The 22,609-nt window shown below is 74.9% G+C and carries 19 protein-coding genes, 1 tRNA gene, 1 other RNA gene, 1 pseudogene and 1 riboswitch; of the genes and pseudogenes, 16 read left to right on the top strand and 6 right to left on the bottom strand.

The window, feature by feature from the left end:
- The first annotated feature begins 10 nt into the window (after positions 1-10).
- Positions 11-433 (top strand): tRNA (N6-threonylcarbamoyladenosine(37)-N6)-methyltransferase TrmO, encoded by a 423-nt coding sequence (tsaA, locus tag FSW04_RS10925; RefSeq protein ID WP_146919160.1) that lies wholly within the window; start codon positions 11-13, stop codon positions 431-433.
- A gap of 183 nt (positions 434-616) precedes the next feature.
- On the opposite strand, the gene FSW04_RS10930 is transcribed toward tsaA, so the two are convergent.
- Positions 617-702, bottom strand: a tRNA-Leu gene (locus FSW04_RS10930).
- Positions 703-830: 128 nt separating this feature from the next.
- On the opposite strand from FSW04_RS10930, the gene lexA reads away from it, so the two are divergent.
- The 8 genes and pseudogenes from lexA to FSW04_RS25885 all read left to right on the top strand — a co-directional run bounded on the left by lexA (position 831) and on the right by FSW04_RS25885 (position 6,893).
- Entirely contained in the window at positions 831-1,475 is a 645-nt protein-coding gene (lexA, locus tag FSW04_RS10935) for a transcriptional repressor LexA (RefSeq protein WP_146919162.1), read from the top strand.
- Between the two features lies 1 nt (position 1,476).
- Positions 1,477-1,824, top strand: a complete 348-nt coding sequence (locus FSW04_RS10940) for a hypothetical protein (protein ID WP_146919164.1) — start codon at positions 1,477-1,479, stop codon at positions 1,822-1,824.
- Between the two features lie 128 nt (positions 1,825-1,952).
- Positions 1,953-2,290: RNase P RNA component class A (rnpB, locus tag FSW04_RS10945), an RNA gene on the top strand.
- 46 nt (positions 2,291-2,336) lie between these two features.
- A complete protein-coding gene (locus FSW04_RS10950) occupies positions 2,337-4,076 on the top strand; it encodes an LLM class flavin-dependent oxidoreductase (protein WP_187369414.1) in 1,740 nt (579 codons plus the stop codon).
- A 202-nt stretch (positions 4,077-4,278) separates the two neighbouring features.
- Positions 4,279-4,404 (top strand): annotated as a pseudogene (locus FSW04_RS28455) (hypothetical protein); the annotation flags it as partial.
- 143 nt (positions 4,405-4,547) lie between these two features.
- The gene (locus FSW04_RS27065) at positions 4,548-5,351 is read left to right on the top strand and encodes a DNA polymerase Y subunit UmuC family protein (RefSeq protein WP_228431141.1); all 804 of its coding nucleotides are present in this window, start codon (positions 4,548-4,550) and stop codon (positions 5,349-5,351) included.
- Positions 5,348-5,593, top strand: a complete 246-nt coding sequence (locus FSW04_RS10960; RefSeq protein WP_146919168.1) for a hypothetical protein — start codon at positions 5,348-5,350, stop codon at positions 5,591-5,593. The genes FSW04_RS27065 and FSW04_RS10960 overlap by 4 nt, the downstream gene beginning before the upstream one ends.
- Before the next feature lie 76 nt (positions 5,594-5,669).
- Complete coding sequence (locus FSW04_RS25885; protein WP_187369416.1) at positions 5,670-6,893, top strand: hypothetical protein; 1,224 nt, start codon at positions 5,670-5,672, stop codon at positions 6,891-6,893.
- 8 nt (positions 6,894-6,901) lie between these two features.
- On the opposite strand, the gene FSW04_RS10970 is transcribed toward FSW04_RS25885, so the two are convergent.
- Positions 6,902-7,633, bottom strand: coding sequence for an SRPBCC family protein (locus tag FSW04_RS10970; protein WP_146919170.1), 732 nt, complete (start codon positions 7,631-7,633; stop codon positions 6,902-6,904).
- Positions 7,630-8,229 (bottom strand): ArsR/SmtB family transcription factor, encoded by a 600-nt coding sequence (locus tag FSW04_RS10975; protein ID WP_146919172.1) that lies wholly within the window; start codon positions 8,227-8,229, stop codon positions 7,630-7,632. Before FSW04_RS10975 ends, FSW04_RS10970 begins: the two co-directional genes overlap by 4 nt.
- A 119-nt stretch (positions 8,230-8,348) precedes the next feature.
- Here FSW04_RS10975 and FSW04_RS10980 point away from each other — a divergent pair, with 119 nt between their 5' ends.
- The 6 genes from FSW04_RS10980 (at position 8,349) to FSW04_RS11005 (ending at position 16,144) form a co-directional block, all read left to right on the top strand.
- On the top strand, positions 8,349-11,900 hold the full coding sequence (locus FSW04_RS10980; RefSeq protein ID WP_228431142.1) for a DNA polymerase III subunit alpha: 3,552 nt from the start codon (positions 8,349-8,351) through the stop codon (positions 11,898-11,900).
- 88 nt (positions 11,901-11,988) lie between these two features.
- Positions 11,989-12,486 carry a c-type cytochrome gene (locus tag FSW04_RS10985; protein WP_146919176.1) on the top strand — a complete coding sequence of 166 codons (498 nt, stop codon included), beginning with the start codon at positions 11,989-11,991 and terminating at the stop codon, positions 12,484-12,486.
- A 213-nt stretch (positions 12,487-12,699) separates the two neighbouring features.
- Positions 12,700-12,847, top strand: a riboswitch (cyclic di-AMP (ydaO/yuaA leader).
- Between the two features lie 10 nt (positions 12,848-12,857).
- The gene (locus FSW04_RS10990; RefSeq protein WP_146919178.1) at positions 12,858-13,526 is read left to right on the top strand and encodes a hypothetical protein; all 669 of its coding nucleotides are present in this window, start codon (positions 12,858-12,860) and stop codon (positions 13,524-13,526) included.
- Between the two features lie 203 nt (positions 13,527-13,729).
- Positions 13,730-14,293: a carboxymuconolactone decarboxylase family protein gene (locus FSW04_RS10995; protein WP_146919180.1), complete on the top strand. Its 564-nt coding sequence runs from the start codon at positions 13,730-13,732 to the stop codon at positions 14,291-14,293.
- A 119-nt stretch (positions 14,294-14,412) separates the two neighbouring features.
- Positions 14,413-14,778, top strand: coding sequence for a winged helix-turn-helix transcriptional regulator (locus FSW04_RS11000; protein WP_146919182.1), 366 nt, complete (start codon positions 14,413-14,415; stop codon positions 14,776-14,778).
- Between the two features lie 28 nt (positions 14,779-14,806).
- Positions 14,807-16,144 (top strand): glutamine synthetase family protein, encoded by a 1,338-nt coding sequence (locus FSW04_RS11005; RefSeq protein WP_146919184.1) that lies wholly within the window; start codon positions 14,807-14,809, stop codon positions 16,142-16,144.
- On the opposite strand, the gene FSW04_RS11010 is transcribed toward FSW04_RS11005, so the two are convergent.
- Genes FSW04_RS11010 through FSW04_RS11020 form a run of 3 tightly spaced genes read right to left on the bottom strand, consistent with a single transcriptional unit; the run spans position 16,104 to position 22,120 of the window.
- A complete protein-coding gene (locus tag FSW04_RS11010; protein WP_146919186.1) occupies positions 16,104-18,215 on the bottom strand; it encodes an MMPL family transporter in 2,112 nt (703 codons plus the stop codon). The genes FSW04_RS11005 and FSW04_RS11010 overlap by 41 nt on opposite strands.
- A gap of 11 nt (positions 18,216-18,226) precedes the next feature.
- Entirely contained in the window at positions 18,227-20,242 is a 2,016-nt protein-coding gene (locus FSW04_RS11015; RefSeq protein WP_146919188.1) for a thioredoxin domain-containing protein, read from the bottom strand.
- 24 nt (positions 20,243-20,266) lie between these two features.
- Entirely contained in the window at positions 20,267-22,120 is a 1,854-nt protein-coding gene (locus tag FSW04_RS11020) for an alpha/beta fold hydrolase (RefSeq protein ID WP_187369417.1), read from the bottom strand.
- An 87-nt stretch (positions 22,121-22,207) separates the two neighbouring features.
- Here FSW04_RS11020 and FSW04_RS11025 point away from each other — a divergent pair, with 87 nt between their 5' ends.
- Positions 22,208-22,597, top strand: coding sequence for a Rid family detoxifying hydrolase (locus FSW04_RS11025; protein WP_228431144.1), 390 nt, complete (start codon positions 22,208-22,210; stop codon positions 22,595-22,597).
- Positions 22,598-22,609: the final 12 nt, after the last annotated feature.

A 22,609-nucleotide genomic window follows, 5' to 3' on the forward strand; every position in this document is an offset into this window, starting at 1 on the left:
ACACCCACCCATGCCCGCCGACCACGACGCCGTGTCCTGCCGGCCGGTCGGCCGCGTGCGCTCCGACCTCGTCGACCTCGACCACGCGCCGCGCCAGGGCGACGAGGGAGCGCCCGGCGCCTGGCTGGACTTCGCCGACGAGGTCGCCGAGGGCCTCGCCGGCCTGCGTCCCGGCGACCGCGTCGTGCTGCTGACGTGGCTGCACCGCGCGCGGCGCGACGTGCTGGCCGTGCACCCGCGCAGCGATCCCTCGCGGCCGCTGCAGGGGGTGTTCGGCACGCGGTCCCCCGACCGTCCCAACCCGATCGGGCTGCACGAGGTCGAGATCCTGGCGATCGACGGCAGGAGCCTCCGGGTCGGTGGCCTCGAGGCCGTCGACGGCACGCCACTGCTCGACGTCAAGCCCGTGCTCGGGCCGGCGGCCGAGCGCTGACCCTCGGAGGCGGTCCCCGGTCCGCTGCCATGCTCAGCCCGGCGCAGCGGCGCAGGCCTGGCGGGACGCTGACCGGTCCCCCCGCCGGATCCGCGTGACGTCCATGCTCACGCGCCGGACGGCCACGCGGACGCTGACGCTCCGAACGCGGAGAGCCCCGCATGTGCGGGGCTCTCCATGAGGTGCGCCGAAGAGGACTCGAACCTCCACGGGGGAATCCCCCCACAAGGCCCTCAACCTTGCGCGTCTACCAATTCCGCCACCGGCGCACGGGCGAAGCGCGTCTGAGCATAGCGAGCGACCGGGGTGGTCGGCGGTCGCCTTGATTCCGTCGGAGGCGGCCGCTACCTTCCCGAACACATGTTCGATCGAGACGTGAGCGGCGAAAGGTGACCCGATGGATCTGACCAAGCGCCAGCAGGAGATCTTCGACTTCATCAAGCGGTACTCGGCCAAGCACGGGTACCCGCCGACCGTGCGTGACATCGGCAAGGCCGTGGGCCTTGCGTCGTCCTCGACCGTGCACGCCCACCTCGCCAACCTCGAGAAGCTCGGCATGCTGCGGCGCGATCCGACGAAGCCGCGGGCGCTCGAGCTGCTCGACCGCGCCTCGTCGGCCGTGGGCAGCGCGATGGAGGACGCGGTCGACAACGTCCGCTCGCTCGTCCGCCCGGCCGGCCTGCCCCTCGTGGGCTCGGTCGCCGCGGGTCAGCCCATCCTGGCCGAGGAGAACATCGAGGACTACATCGAGGTCCCGCCGGTCGCCGGCGGCGACCAGGGCGAGTACGTCCTGCGCATCCGCGGCGAGTCGATGAAGGACGCCGGGATCCTCGAAGGCGACTACGTCGTCGTGCACAAGCAGGAGAGCGCGGCCGACGGCGACATCGTCGTCGCGCTCGTCGGCGAGGAGGCCACGGTCAAGCGCTACTTCCGCGAGTCCGACCACATCCGCCTGCAGCCCGAGAACGCCTCGATGGAGCCGATCCGAACGCGCGACGTGCGCATCATGGGCCGGGTCGTGGGCCTGTTCCGGAGCGTCTGAGATGAGCAGCGCGCTCCAGTTCGAGCTGTTCCGCCCGTCGATCCTCGCTCCCGCCGACGACGACGGGCCGCGGATCGCGGCACGGGCAGCCGAGCGCGGGCTGACGCGGCAGCGCCCCTCGCGCCCGCCGCTGGAGGTCGTCCATGACGACGAGCGCGTCGCCGTCCCGGCCTCGGGGCCGCAAGGCGGCCCGACGCTGAACGACCTGGTGGTCGGGGTCTGGGAGGACCTGGCCGCCCACCGCACCGCCGCGTGCCCGGCCTGCGGGGAGTCGATGGCGCCCCGCTACGGCTCCGGGCCCGCGCCGGTCGGCGGTCGCTGCACCGGCTGCGGGACCACGATCGCCTAGCCCGCGGTCCCTCGCCGGCCGGGCGCGGCCTGCGGTGTGCCGGTCGGCGTCGTCTCGACGCCGGCTGCCGCACGCCGCAGGCGGCGGCTCCGGCGCTGTACGGCGGGGCGCCTGGGCGGTAGCCTGGAAGGGCACGCCGGACGGCTGCGGCGGGGGAGACAACCCGTCGAGGAAAGTCCGGACACCACAGGGCATGGTGGTCGGCGCAAGCCGACCCGGGGAAACCCGCGGGAAAGTGCCACAGAGACATACCGCCGATGGCGGGGGCGCACGTGCACCCCGCACAGGCAAGGGTGAAAAGGTGCGGTAAGAGCGCACCGGCGTCACGGCGACGTGGCGGCCAGGCAAACCCCACCAGGTGCAAGGCCAAGCAGGACCGCTCGCAGGCTGCCCGCCGAGGTCCAGGTCGGCCGCTCAGATGGATGGTCGTCCACGACAAGATCCGGCTTACAGGCGTGCTACGGCGAGGGCCCTCCACGGAGGGCCCTCGCTATGTCCCTAGTCTCGGCGCGGTGCGCTTCGCCATCCGCTTCGACCTCGGGGCGCCCCGTCCGTGGGAGGACGGCGCGGAGCAGCGCGTGCTCGCCCAGACCCTCGAGCAGGCCGAGGTGGCCGACCGCCTCGGCTACGACCGCATCTGGGTGCCCGAGCACCACTTCCTCGAGGAGGCCTCGAACGCGTCGGCGCCCGCCGTGTTCCTCGCCGCCGCCTCGCAGCGCACGCGGTCCATCGGGCTGGGGCTCGGGCCCGTGCCGCTGGCGCCGGGCGCGGTGCACCCCGCGCGTGTGGCCGAGGCCGTCGCGACGCTGGACCTGATCTCCGGCGGCCGCGTGGCCCTGGCGACGGGCGAGCTCGCCACAGGCGCCGAGCTCGGCGGGTTCGGGATCGATCGCGACACCCGCCGCGAGCAGTGGGCCGAGGCGCTGGAGGTCGTGGCGCGGATGCTCGTCGAGACGCCGTTCGCCGGCACGGACGGCCGCCACCTGACGATGCCGGCGCGCAACGTTGTCCCCAAGCCGCTGCAGCGGCCCCACCCGCCGTTGTGGATGGGGTGCGCCGGCCAGGACGCCGTCGTCCTGGCGGCCGAGCGGGGCCTCGGTGCGCTGGCGGGCACGTTCGTCGAGCCCGAGGAGGCGGCCGCGTGGGTCGCCGCCTACGACGCCGCGCTGGTCTCCGGGCGCTGCGCGCCCATCGGCTTCGCGGTCGCGCCCGCCGTCGCGGTCGCCGTCCCCATGCTCGTCCATCACGACGAGGCGCAGGCCATCGCGCGCGGGCTGGACGGTGCGCACTTCCTCGCCTACGCCGCCGGGCACTACGTCGCCTTCGGCGAGCACCGGCCGGGGCGCACCTCGGTCTGGGACGAGTTCGAGCGCCGCCGGGGCGACGTGGGGCTCGCGCGCCAGGCCGTCCGCGCCGACGGCACGCCGCTGTCGGTCCGCGTCCTGGCCGGCGGGCTGGCGTCCCTGCGCGGGGCGATCGGAACGCCCGACCAGGTCCGCGACCTCGTGCGCCGCTACGACGACGCCGGGGTCGACGAGCTCGTCCTCTGCGTCCAGGCCGGCCGCACCGAGCACGCGCACGTGGTCGAGGCGCTCGAGCTCTTCGCCGCCGAGGTCCTGCCCGGCTTCGCCGCGGCGCCCGAGCGCGACGCCGCCCGCCGCGCCCGGCGCGACGAGGCCGTGGCCCGCGCCCTGATGCGCCGACCGTCCCCGCGCAAGGCCGACCGCGGCGCGGTGTTCGGGGCCCGCGACGGCGCGGCCGCCGCACAGACCCACGCCGCCGCGCCGGCCGGCTGGACCCGGCGCCCGCGCGTCGTCGCGCTGCGGGCCGCCGCCCAGGACCGCGCCGAGCAGGGCCTGCGGGCGTTCGTGGCCGGCGCCGGCGACGAGCGCCTGGAGCGCACGATCGGCTCGCGTGCCGGGCTGCGCGCGGTCTTCGCGGCCATGGCGCGGCGCTTCGTGCCCGAGCAGGCCGGGGGCTTCGCCGGCGACATCCAGTACGACCTGCGCGGCGCCGGCGACACGCTCGTGACCTGGACGGTGACCGTCGACGGTGAGCGGGCCACCGCGCGGCCCGGGCCCGCGGAGTCGCCGGCGCTGACGATCAAGCTCACACGCGCCGACTTCGCGCGGCTGGCCGGCGGGGACCTCGATCCCGTGAAGGCCCTGCTCACGGGCCGGTTGGACCTCGAGGGCGACTTCGGCGTGGCCATGCGGCTGGGTGCGATGTTCGGTCTGCCCGCCGGCATGTAGCTTGCCTGCCGTCCGGCGTGGTGCGAACATGTGTTCGCATCGTGGTCGTCTCCGTCCTCCTTCCCCGCTTCGCCCTCGTCATCGCCGCCGGCGGCCGCGAGGCCCTCGCGCGCGGTCCCGCCGCCCTGGCCCCGAGCCGGGACGCGAGCAGCGCGTGGGGGAGATCTCGCCGGCCGCCGAGGCGTTCGGCATGCATGCCGGGATGCGCCTCGGCGAGGCGCTGGCCCGCTGCCCGTCGCTGGCGCTGATCCCGCCGGACCCGCTCGGCGTGGCCGACGCGTGGGAGAAGGTGCTCGCGCGCCTGGAGTCCGTCGGCGCGGAGGTCGAGTCGGCGGCTCCGGGCCTCGCGTTCTTCGACGCCGGCGAGCTGGCCCGGCTGCACGGCGGGCGGGGACCTCGGACCCGGCGGCGCTCCTGCGCGCCCGCGCCGCCGGCGGCCCGCCGCCGTGGCTGGAGGGCGTCGTCGGTGCCGTGCGCACCGCGCTGCGCCTGCCCGCGCGCATCGGGGCCGGCCCCTCCCGGTTCTGCGCGCTGGCCGGCGCGGCCCGCGCGCGCTCGCGCCGCGCCGAGTTCGTCGACGGGGCGCCCGGCCTGGCCGCCGAGCCGGTGACGCTGCTGCGCCACCGCCCCGAGGTCGAGCGCCTCGCCGACCCGCTCCAGCGGCTGGGGATCGCGACGCTCGGCGCGCTGGCCGCGCTGCCGCGCGCCTCGGTGGTCGACCGCTTCGGCCGACCGGGCGAGCTGGCCCAGGACCTCGCCCGGGGACGCGACAGCGCGCTGGTCCCGCGCCGGCCGGGGGAGACCCTCGAGGAGGTGCTCGAGCTGCCCGAGTCCGCCTCCGGCGTCCAGCTCGAGCGGGCGCTCGTGCTCCTCGTCGACCAGCTCCTGGCCCGGCCGCAGCGGCACGGCCTGACGCTGCGGGTCGTGGTGCTCGGCGCGAGGCTGGTCGAGGGCGGGACGTGGCGTGAGCGCGTCGTGTTCCGCGAGGCGACGGCCGATCCGCTGCGGATGCGGCTGGCCCTCGGCCAGCGCCTCGTCCTGATGCCCGCGCCCGCCGAGTCCCTGCGGCTGGCGGTCGAGCGCTTCGGGCCGCCGCACGCCGGGGCCCGGGCGCTGTTCGACGACGGATCGGCGGAGCGGACCGCGCGGCTGCGCGAGGCGATCCGCCAGGCGCGGGCCGCCGGGGGTCCCGAGGCGGCACTGCGGGTGCTGGAGGTCGAGCCGGACTCGCGGGTGCCCGAGCGGCGCACCGTCCTCGCGCCGTTCGAGCTGTGACGGGCCCGCGGCGCCTGAACCTCCCGCTGCCGGCGACCGTCCGCGCCGACGAGCGCGGCCGCCCGCTGGCGATCGACGGCCGGGCGATCGACGCGGTGCGGGAGTCGTGGCTGGTGGAGGACCGCTGGTGGACCGACGACCCGCTGCGCCGCCGCTACTGGGAGGTCGTCACCACGCGCGGGGAGCTCCTCGTGCTCTTCCGCGAGCTGGACCGGGTCGGGGGCTGGTACCGCCAGCGCTGAGGTCCGTGACGGCCACTGCACAGGATCGTGACGACCGGGCGTGGTGGCGTGACCGGCGTCCCGGCAGGGTCCTCCCGTGCTCGGCGATCTGCGCAACCACCGGGGCCAGGCGGCCGTGGAGTGGATCGGCATCGTGTCGCTCGTCGTCACGCTGCTGGCGCTGGGCGCGGCGCTGGCGCAGGCCGGACAGGTCGGCCGCCAGGTCACGCGCGAGATGGCGCGGGCGCTCTGCCGCGTCGGCCAGGGCGACTGCGAGCGCGATCAGGACCCCTGCGTGGTCACCGCGCAGCGCACGCACCGCGGCGCCACGCTGCACGTGTTCTTCGTGCGCCTGGGCGGCGGGACGACCGCGGTCGTCGAGCAGCGCTCCGACGGCACGTTCGCCATCACCCACGCCACCGACGCCGCGCTGGGGCTGGAGGCCGGCGCCGGGGTGGAGGGCGGCGTGCGCCTCGCGGGGGTCGACGTCGCGCTCGGCGCCTCGCTGAGCGTGGCGCAGAGCGCCGGCCTGGAGGGCGGGCGGACGTGGATCGCGCCCTCGGCGGCCGTCGCCGCGCGGCTGGTCGCCGCGCTGCGCGAGGATCCCGGGCATCTGCCCGAGCCCGACGTGACCTACCGCCGGGGCCAGGTGACGTCGACGGCCGGGGGCACCGCCCAGGTGGCGGGCGAGAACGTGGCCACCGCGACGCTGACGTTCGGCCGCACGGCGGGCACCCGGACCGACCGGCGCACGGGGCACCGCACGGTCTACGTGCGATCGCCGTGGAGCGGGGAGGCCGCGGTGGCCGGCGGGGTGCTGGGCGTCTCGGGCGCCGGGGGCGGCGAGGTCTTCGCGGTCGAGCTCGACGCCCACGGGCGCCCGCTGGACCTCCAGGTCGTGGCGACGGGGGCCTTCGCGCGCTCGCAGGACCTGCCGAGCGTCGTGCAGCCCGTCGCGGGGCGGCTGGCGGCCGGGGCCGCCGACGGGCGGCGCTTCGAGGTCACCGCCCACCTCGACCTCACCGACCCCGCCGACCTCGCGGCGGCGCGCGGGCTGCTGGCGGCGATGCACGACCGCTTCGGCCCGCCGGCCGCGGCCTCCCAGGCGCTGCGCCGCCGCATCGACGAGCAGGGCACGATCGAGGCCCGGGTGCTGGCCACGCGCGAGTCCTCGCGCGGGGTGACCCTCAGCGGCGCGCTGGGCGCGCGGCTCGGCGGGTCCTACGTGATCCAGGACGCCTCCCTGGCGCTCCTGGCGGCCACCTCGCGCGGCCTGGACGGGCAGTGGCTCGTGCGCGCCGACTGCCTGCCGGGCGCCTGAGCGTGCGCCTACGCGTACACCCCGTCGAGCCAGGCCTTCAGCGCCGCCTCCTGTTCGGCGGCGTCGACGCCGCCGCCGAACAGGTGGGCGCTCATGCCGACCACGCCGCCGTAGTGGTTTCGGCCGAAGAAGCGGTACAGGCCGTCGGCGGTGCGCACGCCGAGGAACTCCGGCGTGGCGTGGTCGACGACGCCGTCCAGCGTGCGCGCGTCGCCGAGCGACGCGCGGACGGCGTCGCCGACGGCGGCGCCGGGCGCCAGGCCCAGGGCGGCGCGCAGCGCGTCCATCGCCTCGGGCGTGCCGGCGGACCCGGGTCCCTCGATCCCCGACGACGGCCGGCCCACGTAGGTCACCGGGCGGCCGTTGAAGTGCTGGAGGTACTGCGCGAGCGTGTGGAGGTAGAAGTCGGTGTGCCCGCCGATGGCGTCGTACTGGTCCTCCCAGCCGTCGGCGAGGATCCCGCTGTGGACGTAGCGCAGGTGGGCGGTGCCGCCGTCGCGTGCCTCGATCGCGTAGTCCAGCGCGTTGAACGTCCCGTCGGGGGACTCCGTGCGGATCACGAGGTGGCTCGGCGGGTCCCAGGTGACGACCGGCGCGTCCTCGGGCGGCGTGGCGCCGGCGGGGATCTCCATCCCCGTCGGGAACATCCACGCGGCGGAGTCGGAGGTGATCGCGGTCCAGACGTCGTCGGGGGACGCCGGCAGGTCGATGTCGCGGGTGACCTCGAACTCACGGCTCATGGCTGGGGCTCCTTCGGGTTCGTGATGGTGGGATGCAGGGCGACGACAAAGCGGTGCGCACGCCCGCCGAGGGCGGACCCGTCGTGGTACTTGGCCACCAGGCCGTTGACGGCCGCCGAGAGCTCGGTGGCGAATGCCGCGCGATCGGCGGCCGTGGCGAAGCGCACCTCGCTGTCGATGCCGAGCGTGGCCAGCGGCCGGCCGGCCGCGGTCGCCCCCGTGATGAGCTCGCCGACCTCGCGGACGAGGCGGCCGGCCACCGCGAGCAGCCAGCGCGCCGAGCGCTGGTCGGGCTCGCGCGAGGGGTCGGGCGCGACCGCCGACAAGGCGATCGGCGAGATCACGTAGGACGCCGCGGTGGCCTGGAGCACGCGTTCGGTGCAGTTGCCCTTGCGGCGCTCCTCGACGAGCTCGACCAGGCCGTGGCGCTCCAGCGCCCGGAGGTGGTAGTTCGCCTTCTGGCGGGTGAGCCCGACGCGCGCCGCGAGCGTGCTGGCCGAGCCCGGCTCGGCCAGCTCGGCCAGCAGGCGGGCGCGGATGGGATCCAGCGACGCCTCGGCGGCGGCGGGGTCCTCGATGACGGCGACGTCGTGCACGGAGGCACCGTTGCACCGACAATTCTTTTTGTCAAGAGCGATTTCACGGTCGGTGGCGAGCTGTCCGCGATCGATCGTTCGGGGGTGGGTCTATCCTGGCCATATGCGAACATGCGTTCGTGTCCTACGTCGAGCTCCACTGCCACTCGGCCTTCTCCTTCCTCGACGGGGCGTCGCTGCCCGACGAGCTGGTCGCCGCCGCCCAGGAGCGGGGGCACCAAGCGCTGGCGCTCACCGACCACAACACGGTGTCGGGGTCGATGGAGTTCGCCCAGGCGGCCTCGTCGATGGGCGTCCGGGCGATCCACGGCGCCGAGGTCGACGTGGCCGATCCCGCCGGCTCGCCCGACGCGCCCGACCCGCCGGCCCGGCATGTGACGCTGCTCGTGCGCGATGCCACCGGGTGGCGCAACCTCTGCCGGCTGCTCACCCGCGCCCACGCGCACACCCGCGACGACGGCGGGCGCGCGCACCTGCGCCGCGTCCGCGAGCCCGTGGTGACCATGGCGGACCTCTCCCGGTTCAGCGAGGGGCTGGTCTGCCTCTCGGGCTGCGCCCGCCACGGGATGCATGACGAGCCCTCGGCCCGCGCCCTGCTCGGGATCTACGGTCCCGGCCGGTTCCGGATCGAGCTCCAGCGCCCGCTGGCCCGCCACGACCGCGCGACGAACCGGGGCCTGGCCGAGCTGGCTCGCCGCCTGGGCGTGCCCTGCGTGGCGACCGGCGACGTGCACGCGCACTCGCCCGAGCGCGCGCGCCTGCAGGACGCCTTCGTCGCGATCCGCCGGCACACGACGCTCGACGCGTCCGAGCCGCTGCGGCGCGGCAACCACGCGCACGTGCTGGCCTCGCCCCAGGCGATGGCCGCCCGCTTCGAGGACCACCCGGAGGCGGTCGCCGAGACCGCTCGCCTGGCCGAGACGCTGACCTTCGATCTCACCGCCGACCTCGGCTACCGCTACCCGGGCGCCGAGGACGCCGGCGCCGACCAGGACCTGGCCGCGGTATGCACGGCGCGCTTCGACGCGCGCTACCCGTCGGGCCACCGCCTGCGGGCCGAGGCGACGTCCAGGCTCGAGCAGGAGCTGGCGCTCATCCGCGGCCTGGGGCTGTCGGGGTTCTTCCTCCTGCACCACGAGATGCTCGAGCTCGCACGCGAGGTCGCCGTGGAGGTCCGCGGGGCGGGCGGCCCGGACTCCGTGCGGATGCTGCTGCCCCCGGGCCGCGGCCGCGGGTCCTCGGTCTCCTCGATCGTCTGCTACCTCACGGGCCTCTCGCACGTCGATCCGATCGCCAACGACCTGCTGCTCGGGCGGTTCCTCAACGAGGAGATCACCTCGCTGCCCGACATCGACCTCGACTTCCCGCGCGACGTGCGCGAGGTCCTCATCCCCCGGGTGCACGAGCGCTTCGGCCACGAGCGCTCGGCGCTCGTGGCGGCCTTCCCGACCTACCGCGCCCGCGGCGCGATCCGCGAGCTGGGCAAGGTGCTCGGGCTCCCGCCGGGCGAGATCGAGCGCGTCGCGCGCTCCTCGGAGGCCTTCTCGGCCGAGACGGTGGACCGCGACATCGCCGTCGCGCTGGGCAAGGGCCGGGAGGCGGAGGGCCGCTGGCGCTGGCTGCACCTGCTCGCCCACGAGGCCCACGGCCTCCCGCGCCACCTCAGCCAGCACTCCGGCGGCATGATCGTCGCGACCCGCCCGCTCATCGACTGCTGCCCCGTGGTGCCCGCCGCCATGGAGGGCCGCCAGATGGTCATGTGGGACAAGGACTCCTGCTCGGACGCGGGCTTCCTGAAGATCGACCTGCTCGGCCTCGGGATGCTGTCGGCCGTCGAGCGCTGCGTGGAGATGATCGCCCGCCGGCGCCACGAGCGGATCGACCTGTCGCGGATCCCCATGGACGACCCCGAGACGTTCCGCTGCATCCAGGAGGCCGACACGACCGGCGTGTTCCAGATCGAGAGCCGGGCGCAGATGGGCTCCCTGCGGCGCACGCGGCCGGAGACGCTGCAGGACCTCACGATCCAGGTCGCGATCGTGCGGCCCGGGCCCATCGTCGGCGGGGCGGTCAACCCCTACATCGAGCGGCGCCAGCGGCTGCGCGAGGACCCGTCGTTCGCCGTGCCCTACGACCACCCATCGCTGGAGCCCGTCCTGCGCGAGACGCTCGGGACGATCATCTTCCAGGACCAGGTCATCGAGGTCGCGATGGCCTTCGCGGGGTTCTCGCCGGGGGAGGCCGAGGGCCTGCGGCGCGCGATGAGCCGCAAGCGGTCGGTGGCCGCGATCGAGGCCTACCACGGCCGCTTCGTCGACCGGGCCAGGACGCGTTGGGACGACGTCGACGAGGAGCTCGCCGAGCGCGTGTGGACGATGGTCAAGGGCTTCTCGGGCTTCGGCTTCCCCAAGGCCCACGGCGCGGCGTTCGGCCTGCTGGCCTACCAGTCGACCTGGCTGCGCGTGCACTACGGGCCCGAGTTCCTGGCCGCGCTGCTCGACGAGCAGCCCATGGGCTTCTACCCATCCGACGCCCTCGTCCACGAGGCCCAGCGCCGCGGCATCGAGGTGCTGGCCCCCGACGTCAACGCCAGCGCGGTCGGGTGCACGGTCCTGCCGCGGTCCGATCCGCCCGCGGTGCGCATCGGCCTGGGCTACGTGCTGGGTGTGCGCGCCGACGAGGTCGCCGCGCTCGTGGCCGCCCGCGAGGCTGCCGGCCCGTTCCGGTCGCTGGAGGACCTCGCCTCGCGCGCCGGCGCGGGTCGGGCCGCGCTCGAGCAGCTGGCGTGGTCGGGCGCCTGCGACGCGCTGGCCGGCGGCGACCGGCGCCGCGCGCTGTGGGACCTCGGCGTCGCCTCGCCGGGGCGGCGCCTGCGCGCACCGCGCGCGGCGGGGGCCGCGGACGCGCCCGCCGGCGACCATGCCTCGGCCGCGGCCGCCGGGCGGGCGGCCGCCGCCCGGCGGGACCTCGGCGTCCAGCTCGCGCTGCCGCTCGGGGTGGGGGAGGCGCCCGCGCTGCCGGGGCTCAGCGGCTGGGAGGCGATGATCGCCGACTACGCGACCACGGGCCTGACGACGGGCGAGCACCCGCTGGGGCTGCTGCGCGAGGAGCTGGCCGGGCAGGGGATGGTCGCCAACGCCGACCTGGCGCGCCTGCCGCACGGCGCGCGGGTGCGCCTCGGCGGGCTGGTCGTCGCGCGCCAGCGCCCGGGCACGGCCAAGGGGGTGTGCTTCCTGCTCATGGAGGACGAGACGGGCACCGTGAACCTCGTCGTGCCGCCCAAGGTCTACGAGCGCGACCGCACGATCGTCCGCGCCGAGCCGCTCGTCGTCGCCGATGGCGTGCTCGAGCGCCACGCCTCGGCCGGCGGGGCCATCAACGTCGTCTGCCGCCGGCTGACGCGGCTGGAGGCCACGGGCCACCTGCGGGCACGGTCCGCCGCCGAGCTCGGCGCGCCGCAGGCGATCGTGAGGGGCGCCGAGCAGGGGCTGGGCGGCGACGTCATCCGGGTCAAGGACTTCTCGATGCTCGATGCGATCGAGCTCGCCCGCCAGGACGCGGCCCGGGAGGCCGAGGCGGCCGCCGGGGAGGAGCTGGCGCCGACCGGGACCGGGGACTTCCGCGCGGTCGCGCCGGCGGTCCAGAGCTTCGCGGCGGGACGGCGCCGGTGACGCCGCGACCCGTGCGTCCGCGGGTCGTTGCGGACCCGGCGCGACCCCACTTGCCGTTCACCCCCGCGCAACGGGTAGGGTTCGCGGCGTGATCGGGACCATCGTCTTCGTCATCGTCTTCGTCGCGATCGGGCTCTCCGTGGTCCTGGCCGCGATGCGCAGCGGTCGCAAGCCGTCCGCGGCGGGCTCGGAACCCCGCGCCGTCCGCCGGGCCTGGCTTGCCGGGATCGCGGTGGTCACCCTGGTCCTCGGCGTCGGCGTCCCCGCCCTGGTGCTCGTCAACAACGGCGACAACCACGCCAAGCACGGGCCCGGCGGCGTCGACCTGACCGCGGCCCAGGCCACGGGCCGCTCGCTCTTCGTCAAGAACTGCTCGACCTGCCACACGCTGGACGGGGCGAAGGCCACGGGCCGTGTCGGGCCGAACCTCGACACGCTCAACGGCGGCAACCTGACGTCGGCGTTCGTCATGGACGCGATCGTCAACGGCCGCGCCCGCGGCGCCGGCCAGATGCCCGCCAACCTGCTGCAGGGCCAGGACGCCAAGGACGTGGCGTCCTTCGTGTCCGCCGTCGCCGGCCGCTAGCCCGTCCGCGCGGGCAGGCTGTCAAGCCCTCCCAGACGTCCGGCCGGGCGCCTCCCGCGGTGGTGTCCGCGAGGAAGTCAAGGGTGCACCGGGCGGGAAAACCCCGCACGTTGCGGCAAGGTTCCGTCCGACCCATCGCTGATCATGTGGTCAGTTGCTCGTTGCCATAACTCCGCCACCTAGCAGGGATTTTCGACGTTGCTACGATGCCGCCGATCACTACCGCTGAATCTCCGGCCGGCAGGTCCGGCACGGGGAGCGGGGGACCCACCATGCACCGGGGCGAATCGCATCCCGCGTAGCGCCGCTCTTTCGGCGCGAGCCCGTCAGCTAACCCCGCAAGCCCATTGAAAGAGGACCGGAACCCACCGATGCCATCGACGGACGCGCCCAACTGGTGGGCCGACGTGCAACAGGAGCGCGAGGACCTCACCGGCCGCGGTCGGCGGCCCGCCGAGGACTGGCTGGGTGAGGACATCGACTTCGTCCCGCGCCGTCGCATCTCGGGCAGCCGCGGCGGGACGCGCCGCGACCACGCCGCATCGGCGAGCCACCCGCTGCACGGCGTGTTCATCCCGGCAGCCGATCCGCGGGCCACGGGCCGCACCGTCTCCCTGACGACGGGCACGACGACGATCGAGCTCGTCACCGAGGCCGACATGCCCGTCACCCGGCGCGATGACGGCACCGACGCCGGCGTCGCCCACGAGCTCCGCCACCTCAGCGCGGCCGACGACCCGTTCGCCAGCCCGCCCCCGCCCGCCGGCGCCCGGCGCACCGTCCAGATCAAGGGCCGTCCCGGTGAAGGCGCCGTGCGCTCTCTGGCCCAGCGCCACCGCCCGCGCACGGCGTCGGACCGCGTGGGCCACCGTCCCGACCGCATCGCGCTGTGGGCCGTCGTGCTCGGCGCGATCCTCATCCTGCTGGCGGCGGCCAGCTCGTCGCGCGCCGCGGTGCCCCACCGCGCCGCCACGCCGCACGTCGCCATCGCGCACGTCGGGGCCCCCGCGGCCTTCGCCGCGCCCCACAGCATCCGCTAGCCCGGCCGCCCCGCGCGCCGCCGGGCCACCCTCCGCGCGCCCAGCTGCGCCCTCGCCGCGATCCCGCGCGCGCCACGGCCGCGTACCCCCGGCGTGGCGAGCGTTGACACGCTTCCTACACTTACCTCGGGTAAGGAACCTCCCGGTGGCATCGCCGGCACGGAACGCCGGCGCTCCTCATCCCTCTCCCCAGGACGCCTGCCATGAAGACGCGGTTCAGCCGGTTCCCGGTCCACGACGACCTCTCCGCACCGGAGGCGTCGGTACCGATCCTCAAGGGCGCGATGGCCTCGGCGGGCCAGCTCCCGAACTTCCTCGGCGTCCTGGCGGGCTCGGCCCCCGCGCTGCGCGGCTACACCCGCTTCCGCGGTGAGCTGCGCCACGGCGCGCTGCCGGTGCCGTCGCTCGAGCGCATCGCCCTGGCCGTCGCCGAGCACTTCGACTCCGAGCCCGGGCTGGCCCTGCACCAGCGCACGGCCCGCCAGGCGGGCCTGGGTGTCGACGAGATCGCCCTCGCGCGCGAGTGGGACTCCCACGACGAGCACCAGGCCCGGCTGCTGCGCTACCTCAAGGTGCTCGTCGCCGAGCAGAACCGCCCGCCGCTGCACCTGCACGAGGAGGCCCGCGAGTCCGGGTGGACCGACGAGCAGCTGCTGGAGGCCATCGCCTACGCCTCGCTGGAGAGCTTCACCGCGATGGTCAACGTCGCCGGCGACATCCCCGTCGACGGCTCCTTCGAGGATGCCCGCCAGCTGCACGCCGCCTGACATGGCGGCTGCCCCTCCCGCCCGTCCCGCCCGCCCGGCAGCGTCGCGCCCGGACGCCCGTCGCGCCCGGCCCGCCGGCCCTGACGCCGGCCGGCGGCGCGCGGCGTAGCATCCGGGCCATGCCCCCGAGCGCCGACCAGGACGCCGGCGCACCGAGTTGCTGCCCGCACTACCACGAGGCGGTCGAGCTGCTCGGTCGCCGCTGGACCGGGGCCATCGTCGACGTGCTGCTGCAGGGCGGTCCGCTGCGCTTCGGCGAGATCGCGAGCGCCGTGCCCGAGCTGTCGGACCGCCTGCTCTCCCAGCGCCTCAAGGCCCTGGAGGACCGCGGCGTGCTGGCCCGCTGCGACGATCCCGGGCCCCCGCCGTGCACCCGCTACGCCCTGACCGACATGGGCCGCGGACTCGCTCCGGCGGTCGCCGAGCTCAAGGCCTGGGGGCGCCGGTGGCTCGACACATCGGCGTCCACGTTCCGACCGGAATGAGAACCGGGATCCTCTAGGGTCCCGTGCGATGACCGAGCAGCCGCGCACCGTCGAGGACGTCAAGGCGATCGTGGATGAGCACAACCTGCGCTTCATCCGCTTCTGGTTCACCGACATCCTGGGGCAGCTCAAGTCGTTCTCGATCAACGCGGGCGAGCTCGACGACGCGTTCGCCAACGGGATGGGCTTCGACGGCTCCTCCATCACGGGCTTCAACGCGATCGAGGAGTCCGACATGGTCGCCATGCCCGACCCCAGCACGTTCGCGATCCTTCCGTGGCGCCCGGAGGAGCAGGGCGTCGGACGCGTGTTCTGCGACGTCCTGACCCCCGAGCAGACCCCGTACGAAGGCGACCCGCGACACGTGCTGCGCCGGGCGCTGGAGCGCATGCGGCAGATGGGCTTCGACACGTTCAACGTCGGGCCCGAGCTCGAGTACTTCCTCTTCAAGGACAAGAACGGCACCGAGGTCCTCGACGAGGGCGGCTATTTCGACCTCACGACGCTGGACGCCGGCTCCGACGTGCGCCGCGAGACGGTCATCGCGCTCGAGCAGCTGGGCATCCACGTGGAGTACTCCCACCACGAGGTCGGCCCGTCCCAGCACGAGGTCGACATGCGCTACGCCGATGCGCTGAAGATGGCCGACGACTGCATGACGTACCGAATCACGGTCAAGGAGTACGCCATGAAGTACGGCTGGCATGCCACGTTCATGCCCAAGCCGCTCTTCGGCGAGAACGGCTCGGGCATGCACACGCACATGAGCCTGTTCAAGGGCGGCTCCAACGCGATGTTCGACCCCGACGACCCGTACTTCTTGTCCGACGTCGGCAAGGCCTTCATCGCCGGCCAGCTCAAGCACGCGCGTGAGCTGAGCTCGATCTTCGCCCAGTGGGTCAACTCCTACAAGCGACTCGTGCCCGGCTACGAGGCCCCGGTCTACGTGGCGTGGAGCCGGCGCAACCGCAGCGCGCTGGTCCGCGTTCCGCTCTACCACCCCGGCAAGGAGCGCGGGACCCGGATGGAGCTGCGCTGCCCCGACCCGGCCTGCAACCCCTACCTGACGTTCGCGGCGCTGCTGCAGGCGGGCCTGGAGGGCATCGAGAAGGGCTACGAGCTGCCCGAGCCGATGGAGAAGAACCTGTACCACCTGTCGCCCGACGAGCGCCGGCGGCTGGGCATCGAGCAGCTCCCCGAGACGCTCGGCGAGGCCGTCGAGCTCACTGCCGAGTCCGAGCTCGTGTTGCGCACGCTCGGCGAGCACATGTTCAACCGCTTCGTCGAGATCAAGCGCCAGGAGTGGGAGGACTACCGGGTGCAGGTCACCCAGTGGGAACTGGACCGCTACCTGCCCGTCCTGTAGCGCCCCGGTCCTCGCCCGCCAGCGCCGACGGCCACCACGCCCGCGGCCCGATCCGCAGCACGAGCGCGGGGACCAGCACCGACCGCACGAGGAACGTGTCCAGCAGGACGCCGAAGGCGATCGTGAAGCCCAGCTCGGTGAGGAACACGAGCGGCAGCACCGCGAGCACCGAGAACGTGCCCGCCAGAACGATGCCCGCCGACGTGATGACCCCGCCGGTGACCGCCAGGCCGCGCAGCATGCCCTCGCGCGTCCCGAGCCGCATGGCCTCCTCGCGCACGCGCGCCATGAGGAAGATGTTGTAGTCCACGCCCAGCGCTACGAGGAAGATGAAGGCGAACAGCGGCAGCGACGGGTCGCTGCCCGGGAACCCGAAGATCACGTCGAACACGAGCGCCGACAGCCCGAGGGACGCGGCGAAGCTCAGCACCACGGTGGCGATGAGCAGCAGGGGCGCCACGATCGCGCGCAGCAGCAGGCCGAGGATGACGAACACGATCAGCAGGGTCAGCGGCACGAGCAGCCGCGTGTCCTGCGCCGAGGCGGCGCGCAGGTCGTGCTCCACTGCGCTCGGCCCGCCGACGAGCGCCCGCGGGTCGGCCGAGCGCGCCGCCGCGCGGATCTTCGGCACCAGGTCGTAGGCCTGCTTGGCGTAGGGATCGACCGTCAGCGCCGCCGCCAGCAGCGTCCCCTCGGGTCCGCGGGCGCCGGTCGGGCGCACCTGGGCGACGCCGTCGACGCGCTGCACGGCCGCGACGACCGCCGCCACCCGGGCCGCGTCGCGAACGACGATGTCGGTCGGGGCGCTGGCGCCCGCGGGGAACGCCGCAGCGATGAGCTTCTGGCCGTCGACGGACTCGACGCGGTCGCGGAACGAGCTGGACTGCGTCAGGCCGTCGGAGAAGTTCAGCAGGCCGAAGCACATGACGGCCAGCAGCGCGGTCGTGGCCAGCGCCACGCGGCCGGGGCGCGCGGCGACGCGTTCGCCGATGCGCCGCCAGGCGCCGTGCGTGGCGTCGGTGCCCCTGTCGCCGACGTGCGGCACGTAGGGCCAGAACGGCCGGCGGCCGACGATGACCAGCAGCGCGGGCAGGAAGGTCATCTGCGAGACGAGCGCGACGAGGATGCCCATCGCGCCGATCGGCCCCAGGCCCGACGTGCCGTTGACCTTGGCCAGCGAGAGCGACAGCAGCCCGATCGACACCGTCAGCGCCGAGGCCACGATCGCGGGGCCGGCCGTGCTCAGCGCCCGGGCCATGGCCACGTGGCGGTCCTCCTCGTGGCGCAGCTCCTCGCGGTAGCGCGCCACGAGCAGCAGCGCGTAGTCGGTCCCCGCCCCGAGCACGAGCACGGAGAGGATCGACGAGGACTGGCCGTTGACGGTCACCCCGAGCTGGGTCAGCCCGTAGCCCGCGGCCCGGGAGACCAGCTCGCCGAAGCCGACGGCCAGCAACGGGAAGAACCAGAAGAACGGGCTGCGGTAGATGATGATCAACAGCACGAGGACCAGCAGCACCGCCGCGCCGATCAGCGTGCCGTTGATGCCCTCGAACACCTTGATCGCGTCGGCGCTGAAGCCCGCCGGCCCGGTGACCTTGACCACGAGGCCGCCGCGGTCGCCGCTGACGAGCGAGCGGTAGCGCTCGACGGGGTCGCGGATCGTGCTGCCCTTGCCGTTGCCCTTCAGCGAGTTGACGATGAGCGCCGTGCTGCCGTCCTGCGACAGCGTGGGCGCCGAGAACCGCGTGGCCTGCGGGAACTCCGGGCCCGTCGCGTCCAGCCGGCGCACGTCGGCCGCGATGCGGGCGCGGTCGGCGGCGGCCAGCCCCTCGCGGCGCTGGTACACGATGACGGTCGCGGCGCGCTCGCCGCCCTGCAGGCGCTTGGTGACGGCCAGGGCCTTCGTCGACTCCGCCGAGCCGGGCAGGAACGACGTCGACTCGTTCTTCTCGGCGGCGGAGAACTTCGAGGGCAGCTGCGCGGCGGAGACCGCGAAGATCGCGACGATCCAGACGGCGAAGACGATCCACTTCGCGCGGCGGCCGGCGGGAAGGGTGAGGAACCTGGTCATGTCCTCTGGGACTACGGACCGAGCAGGTCCCGCAGTTCTCCGGCATCGGTCACGGGCATGCGGCAGGCGAAACGCTCGCACACGTAGGCCGCCGCCCGCCCGCCCATGCCCACGCGCCCGTCCATGAGCGTCACGCCGTCACCGGGCGGCCCGGCGAGCACGATCCCGGGCCGCAGGCGCTCGCGCACGACGGCGGCCAGCGCGGCGACGCCCTCCTCGTCGCCGGCCAGCGCCACCTCCCGTCCGGGCCCCACGAGCAGGTCGAGGGCCACGAGCGCGTGGGCGAAGGCCTGGGGGTGGCGTCCCGGCAGCGGCCCGAGCAGGCGCAGGTGCGACGCGGCCGCGGCGCGGAGGCGGTCCTCGCCGGTCAGCGCGGCGAGCCGCAGCAGGCCCACGGCCGCCGAGGAGGACCCGGAGGGGATCGGCGCGTCCTCGAGGTCGCGGCGGCGCACGATGAGCCGCTCGTGGTCGGACGAGGTCGCGAAGAAGCCGCCGTCCTCGGGGTCGGCGAAGCGGTCGAGGATCGCGTCGGCGACCGTGCGGGCCTCGGCGAACCACCGCGGGTCGAACGTCGCCTCGTACAGCGCCAGCAGCGCCTCGAGCAGGAATGCGTGGTCCTCGAGGTAGGCGTTGAGCTTGGCCTCGCCGTCCTTGTAGGTGCGCAGCAGGCGCCCGTCGCCGTCGCGCAGCCGCTCCAGGACGAAGGCCGCGCCCTGAACGGCCACGTCGACCAGGTCGGGGCGGCCGAGCACCGCGCCGGCCTCGGCGAAGGCGTGGATGGCCAGGGCGTTCCAGGCGGCCAGGCGCTTGTCGTCGAGGCCCGGGCGCACGCGTCCGGCGCGGGCCTGCTGCAGCGCGTCGCGGATGCGGTCGCGCTGGGCCGCCGGCGGCTGCGGGCCGCGCGCGGTGAGCACGTTCAGGCCCGGCTGGGGGTGGTGGGGATCGGCGAAGTTGCCCTCGGGCGTGGCGCCGAGCCATGCGATGGCGGCCGGCGCGTCGTCGCCGAGCACGTCCTGCAGCTCGGCGACCGTCCACACGTAGTACTGCCCCTCGACGCCCTCGCTGTCGGCGTCCAGCGCGCTGAGGAAGCCGCCCTCGGGGCCGCGCAGCTCACGTGCCACGAAGGCCAGCGTGCGCTCGCAGACCTCGCGCAGGGCCGGGTCGCCGGTCATGAGCCACCCGTGCAGGTAGGCCCGGGCCAGCAGCGCGTTGTCGTACAACATCTTCTCGAAGTGCGGCACGGTCCACGTCGCGTCGACGGCGTAGCGGGCGAAGCCGCCGCCGACCTGGTCGGCCATGCCGCCCGCCGCCATCGCACGCAGCGTCGCGGCGGCCATGTCACCGGCCTTGGCCGCCCATGAGCCGCCGCGCGCCGCGCGGGCCCAGAGGAACATGAGCGTGCTGGAGGGCGGGAACTTCGGCGCCCCGCCGAATCCGCCGTGCTCGGCGTCGAAGGCCGCACGCAGGTTGCGCACCGCGTCGTCGAGCGCCTCGGGGCCGGGCTCGTCGGCGGACGGGCGCAGCGCCGAGCTGCGGCCGAGGCGCTCGGCCATCTGCGCGCCCTGCGCGAGGACCTCGTCGCGGTGGTCGCGCCAGGCCTCGGCGATGGCCTCCAGGACGGCCGACCACGCGGGCATGCCCTGGCGCGGCTGCGGCGGGAAGTACGTGCCGCCGTAGAACGGCACCTGCTCGGGAGTCAGGAAGACGTTCAGGGGCCAGCCGCCGTGGCCCGTCATGGTCTGCACGGCCTCCATCGCGATCGCGTCGAGGTCGGGCCGCTCCTCGCGATCGACCTTGACGCAGACGAAGTGCTCGTTCATGAGCGCGGCGACGGCCGGGTCCTCGAAGGACTCGCGCTCCATGACGTGGCACCAGTGGCAGGCCGAGTAGCCGATGGACACCAGCAGCGGCCGGTCCAGAGTCCGCGCGAGCTCGAGCGCCTCCGGCCCCCAGGGCCTCCAGTCGACCGGATTGTCGCGGTGCTGGAGGAGGTAGGGGGAGGTCTCGGACGCCAGGGCGTTGGCCATGGCGCCCGAGGCTATCGATGGGCGCTACCCGCCCAGACGAGGCTGAGCGAGCACGCGGACCAGCGACGGCAGGCGGTCGCGCAGCGCGGCGGACACGGCGAACCTGACCTTCTTGCCGCCCAGGCGGCCGGTGACCGCGCCGTTCTTGGTGATCGTCAGCGTCCCGGCCGCGGTGCCGCCGCCGTGGACCGACAGCCGGGCATTGCCGTCGACGTCCGACGTGCCGCTGACCACGACGCCCGGCACGTACTGGTAGGAGCGCAGGCGGAACGTGCTGCCGGTCACCGTGGCGCCGCCGCCGCGCAGGCCGGCCACGCGCCGCGGCGCCGTCCCGAGCGCAAGCGCGTCGCCGATGATCTGGCGCCGCGCGTCGGTCACCGTCGCGGCCGCCGTGACGATCGTCTTGCGCACGACGCCCTTGGCGGCGATCTGCGACAGGCGCGTCGGCGGGCGCGGGGTGGGCCTGAACGGGTTGGCGGTGGCCGGGCAGGCGCCGGGCACCTGGCCGGCGGCGAACGCGGCCAGCGAGTCCTTCGCGCAGGTCGACTGGTCGCTGCCCAGCACGGAGTGGCCCGTGTTGGGGATCTCGACGACGGCGGCCCCCGGGATGCGCGCGGGCACCTGGGCGGCGTCCTCGAACGGCGTGCGCAGGTCCATCTGGCCGTCGAGCACGAGCGTCGGCACCTGCGGCAGCGGGCCGGGCGGCGCGGGCGCGGGGCTCTGGTCGGGCCAGCCGAGGCAGTAGGGGATCGGGCCGCCCTGCAGTGCGGCCTTCGGCGAGAACGGCCCGAGCTGGGCGCGCGGGATCTGGTTGGCGGCGGCGGTGACCTCCGTGGCGCGCTGCTCGGTGCTCGCCGTGCGCGTCCACGGGAAGGCGGCCTCCTCGCACGTCGTGGCCAGGAACAGCGCGTCGCTGTCGCCGCCGGCGCTCTGGAAGCCGGTGGTGAGGCCCTCGGAGCGCACGCTGAGGCGCAGCAGCGGCGCGGCGTCGCCGCGCAGCGCGGCGCGCATCGACCCGGGCAGCTCGGCGCGCAGCGTCGGGTTGAGGTCGCCCGCGAGCAGGATGTCGAGCAGGCCGGTCTGGTTCATCGAATAGGCCGCGCGCCGGCCCGAGGTGAGCACGATCCTGCCGCGCAGCGGGCTCTTGCGCAGCTTGGCGGCCATGCGGGTCAGGTCGCCGGTGACGTCGGGGGTGGCCCGGGCGCACGCGCGGTTGGCGCACAGCTCGCGCAACACCCGGGGCGCGGTGGACAGCGTGGAGCGCTGGAACGGGTCGGGCCCCTCGGGGAGCACGACGCTGTCGAGGATCAGGGCCGACACGTTGGCCGGGTGGGCCGCGGCGTAGGCCAGCGCCACCTTCGTGCCGTAGCTGACCCCGAAGAGCACGAGCTTGTCGTAGCCCCCGGCGACGCGCAGCGCCTCGATGTCCTCGACGGAGTCCGGCGTCTTGTAGGACCCGCGCGCGGGGCCCAGCTGCGCGGCGCAGCTGGCCGCGGTGCTCAGCAGGGAGCTGCGCTGGTGCAGGGCGTTGCAGTCCAGCCCGCCCGACAGGCCGGTCCCGCGCTGGTCGAAGACGAGCAGGTCGCGGGTGGCGATCTCGGGCGCCAGCACCGTGGCGAAGTCCGGGGCCAGCGGCAGCGCGGCCTGGCCGGGGCCGCCGGCGAGCGCGACGACGGCCTCCCGGTTGGGATTGGAGGCCGCGGGCACGCGCGAGACGGCGAGGGAGATCGTGCCGGGCACGGCGCCCGTGCGGTCCAGGGGCACGCCGACCGTCGCGCACTCGAAGCCCGCGGTCGCGCACGGCGCCCACGGGATGGCGGCCTGGGCCGTCGACGTCCCGGCCAGGGCGGCCAGCGAGAGCATGGCCGCGAGCAGCATGCGGGCGGGAACGGATCGGCGGAGCGCGGGCATGAGGCGCGGACGGTACCGTCCGTACCCGATTCCCGTCGAAGAGGAGAAGCGCCGGTGTCCGTGAACCGCAAGCCCATCACCGCCTCCGGGGCCCCGGCCGCGGTGGGCCCCTACAGCCACGCGGTGCAGTCCGGGGGCCACCTGTTCCTCTCGGGCCAGGTCCCGCTCGATCCGGCCACCGGCGAGCTCGTCGGCGGCGGCGTCGGCGCCCAGACGCGCCGGTGCCTGGAGAACCTGCAGGCCGTGTGCGCGGCCGCCGGCGCCGAGCTGTCGGACGCCGTGCGCTGTGGGATCTACGTCACCGACATGGGGTCCTTCGCCGAGGTCAACGAGGCCTACGCGACGTTCTTTCCCTCCGGCCCGCCCGCGCGGTCGACGATCGGGGTCGCGGCGCTGCCGCTCGGCGCCCAGGTCGAGATCGACGCGATCGTCGCGGTGGGCTGAGGCCGGTCGCCG

The sequence above is a fragment of the Baekduia soli genome, from assembly GCF_007970665.1.
In the GTDB taxonomy this organism is placed as follows: Bacteria; Actinomycetota; Thermoleophilia; order Solirubrobacterales; family Solirubrobacteraceae; genus Baekduia; species Baekduia soli.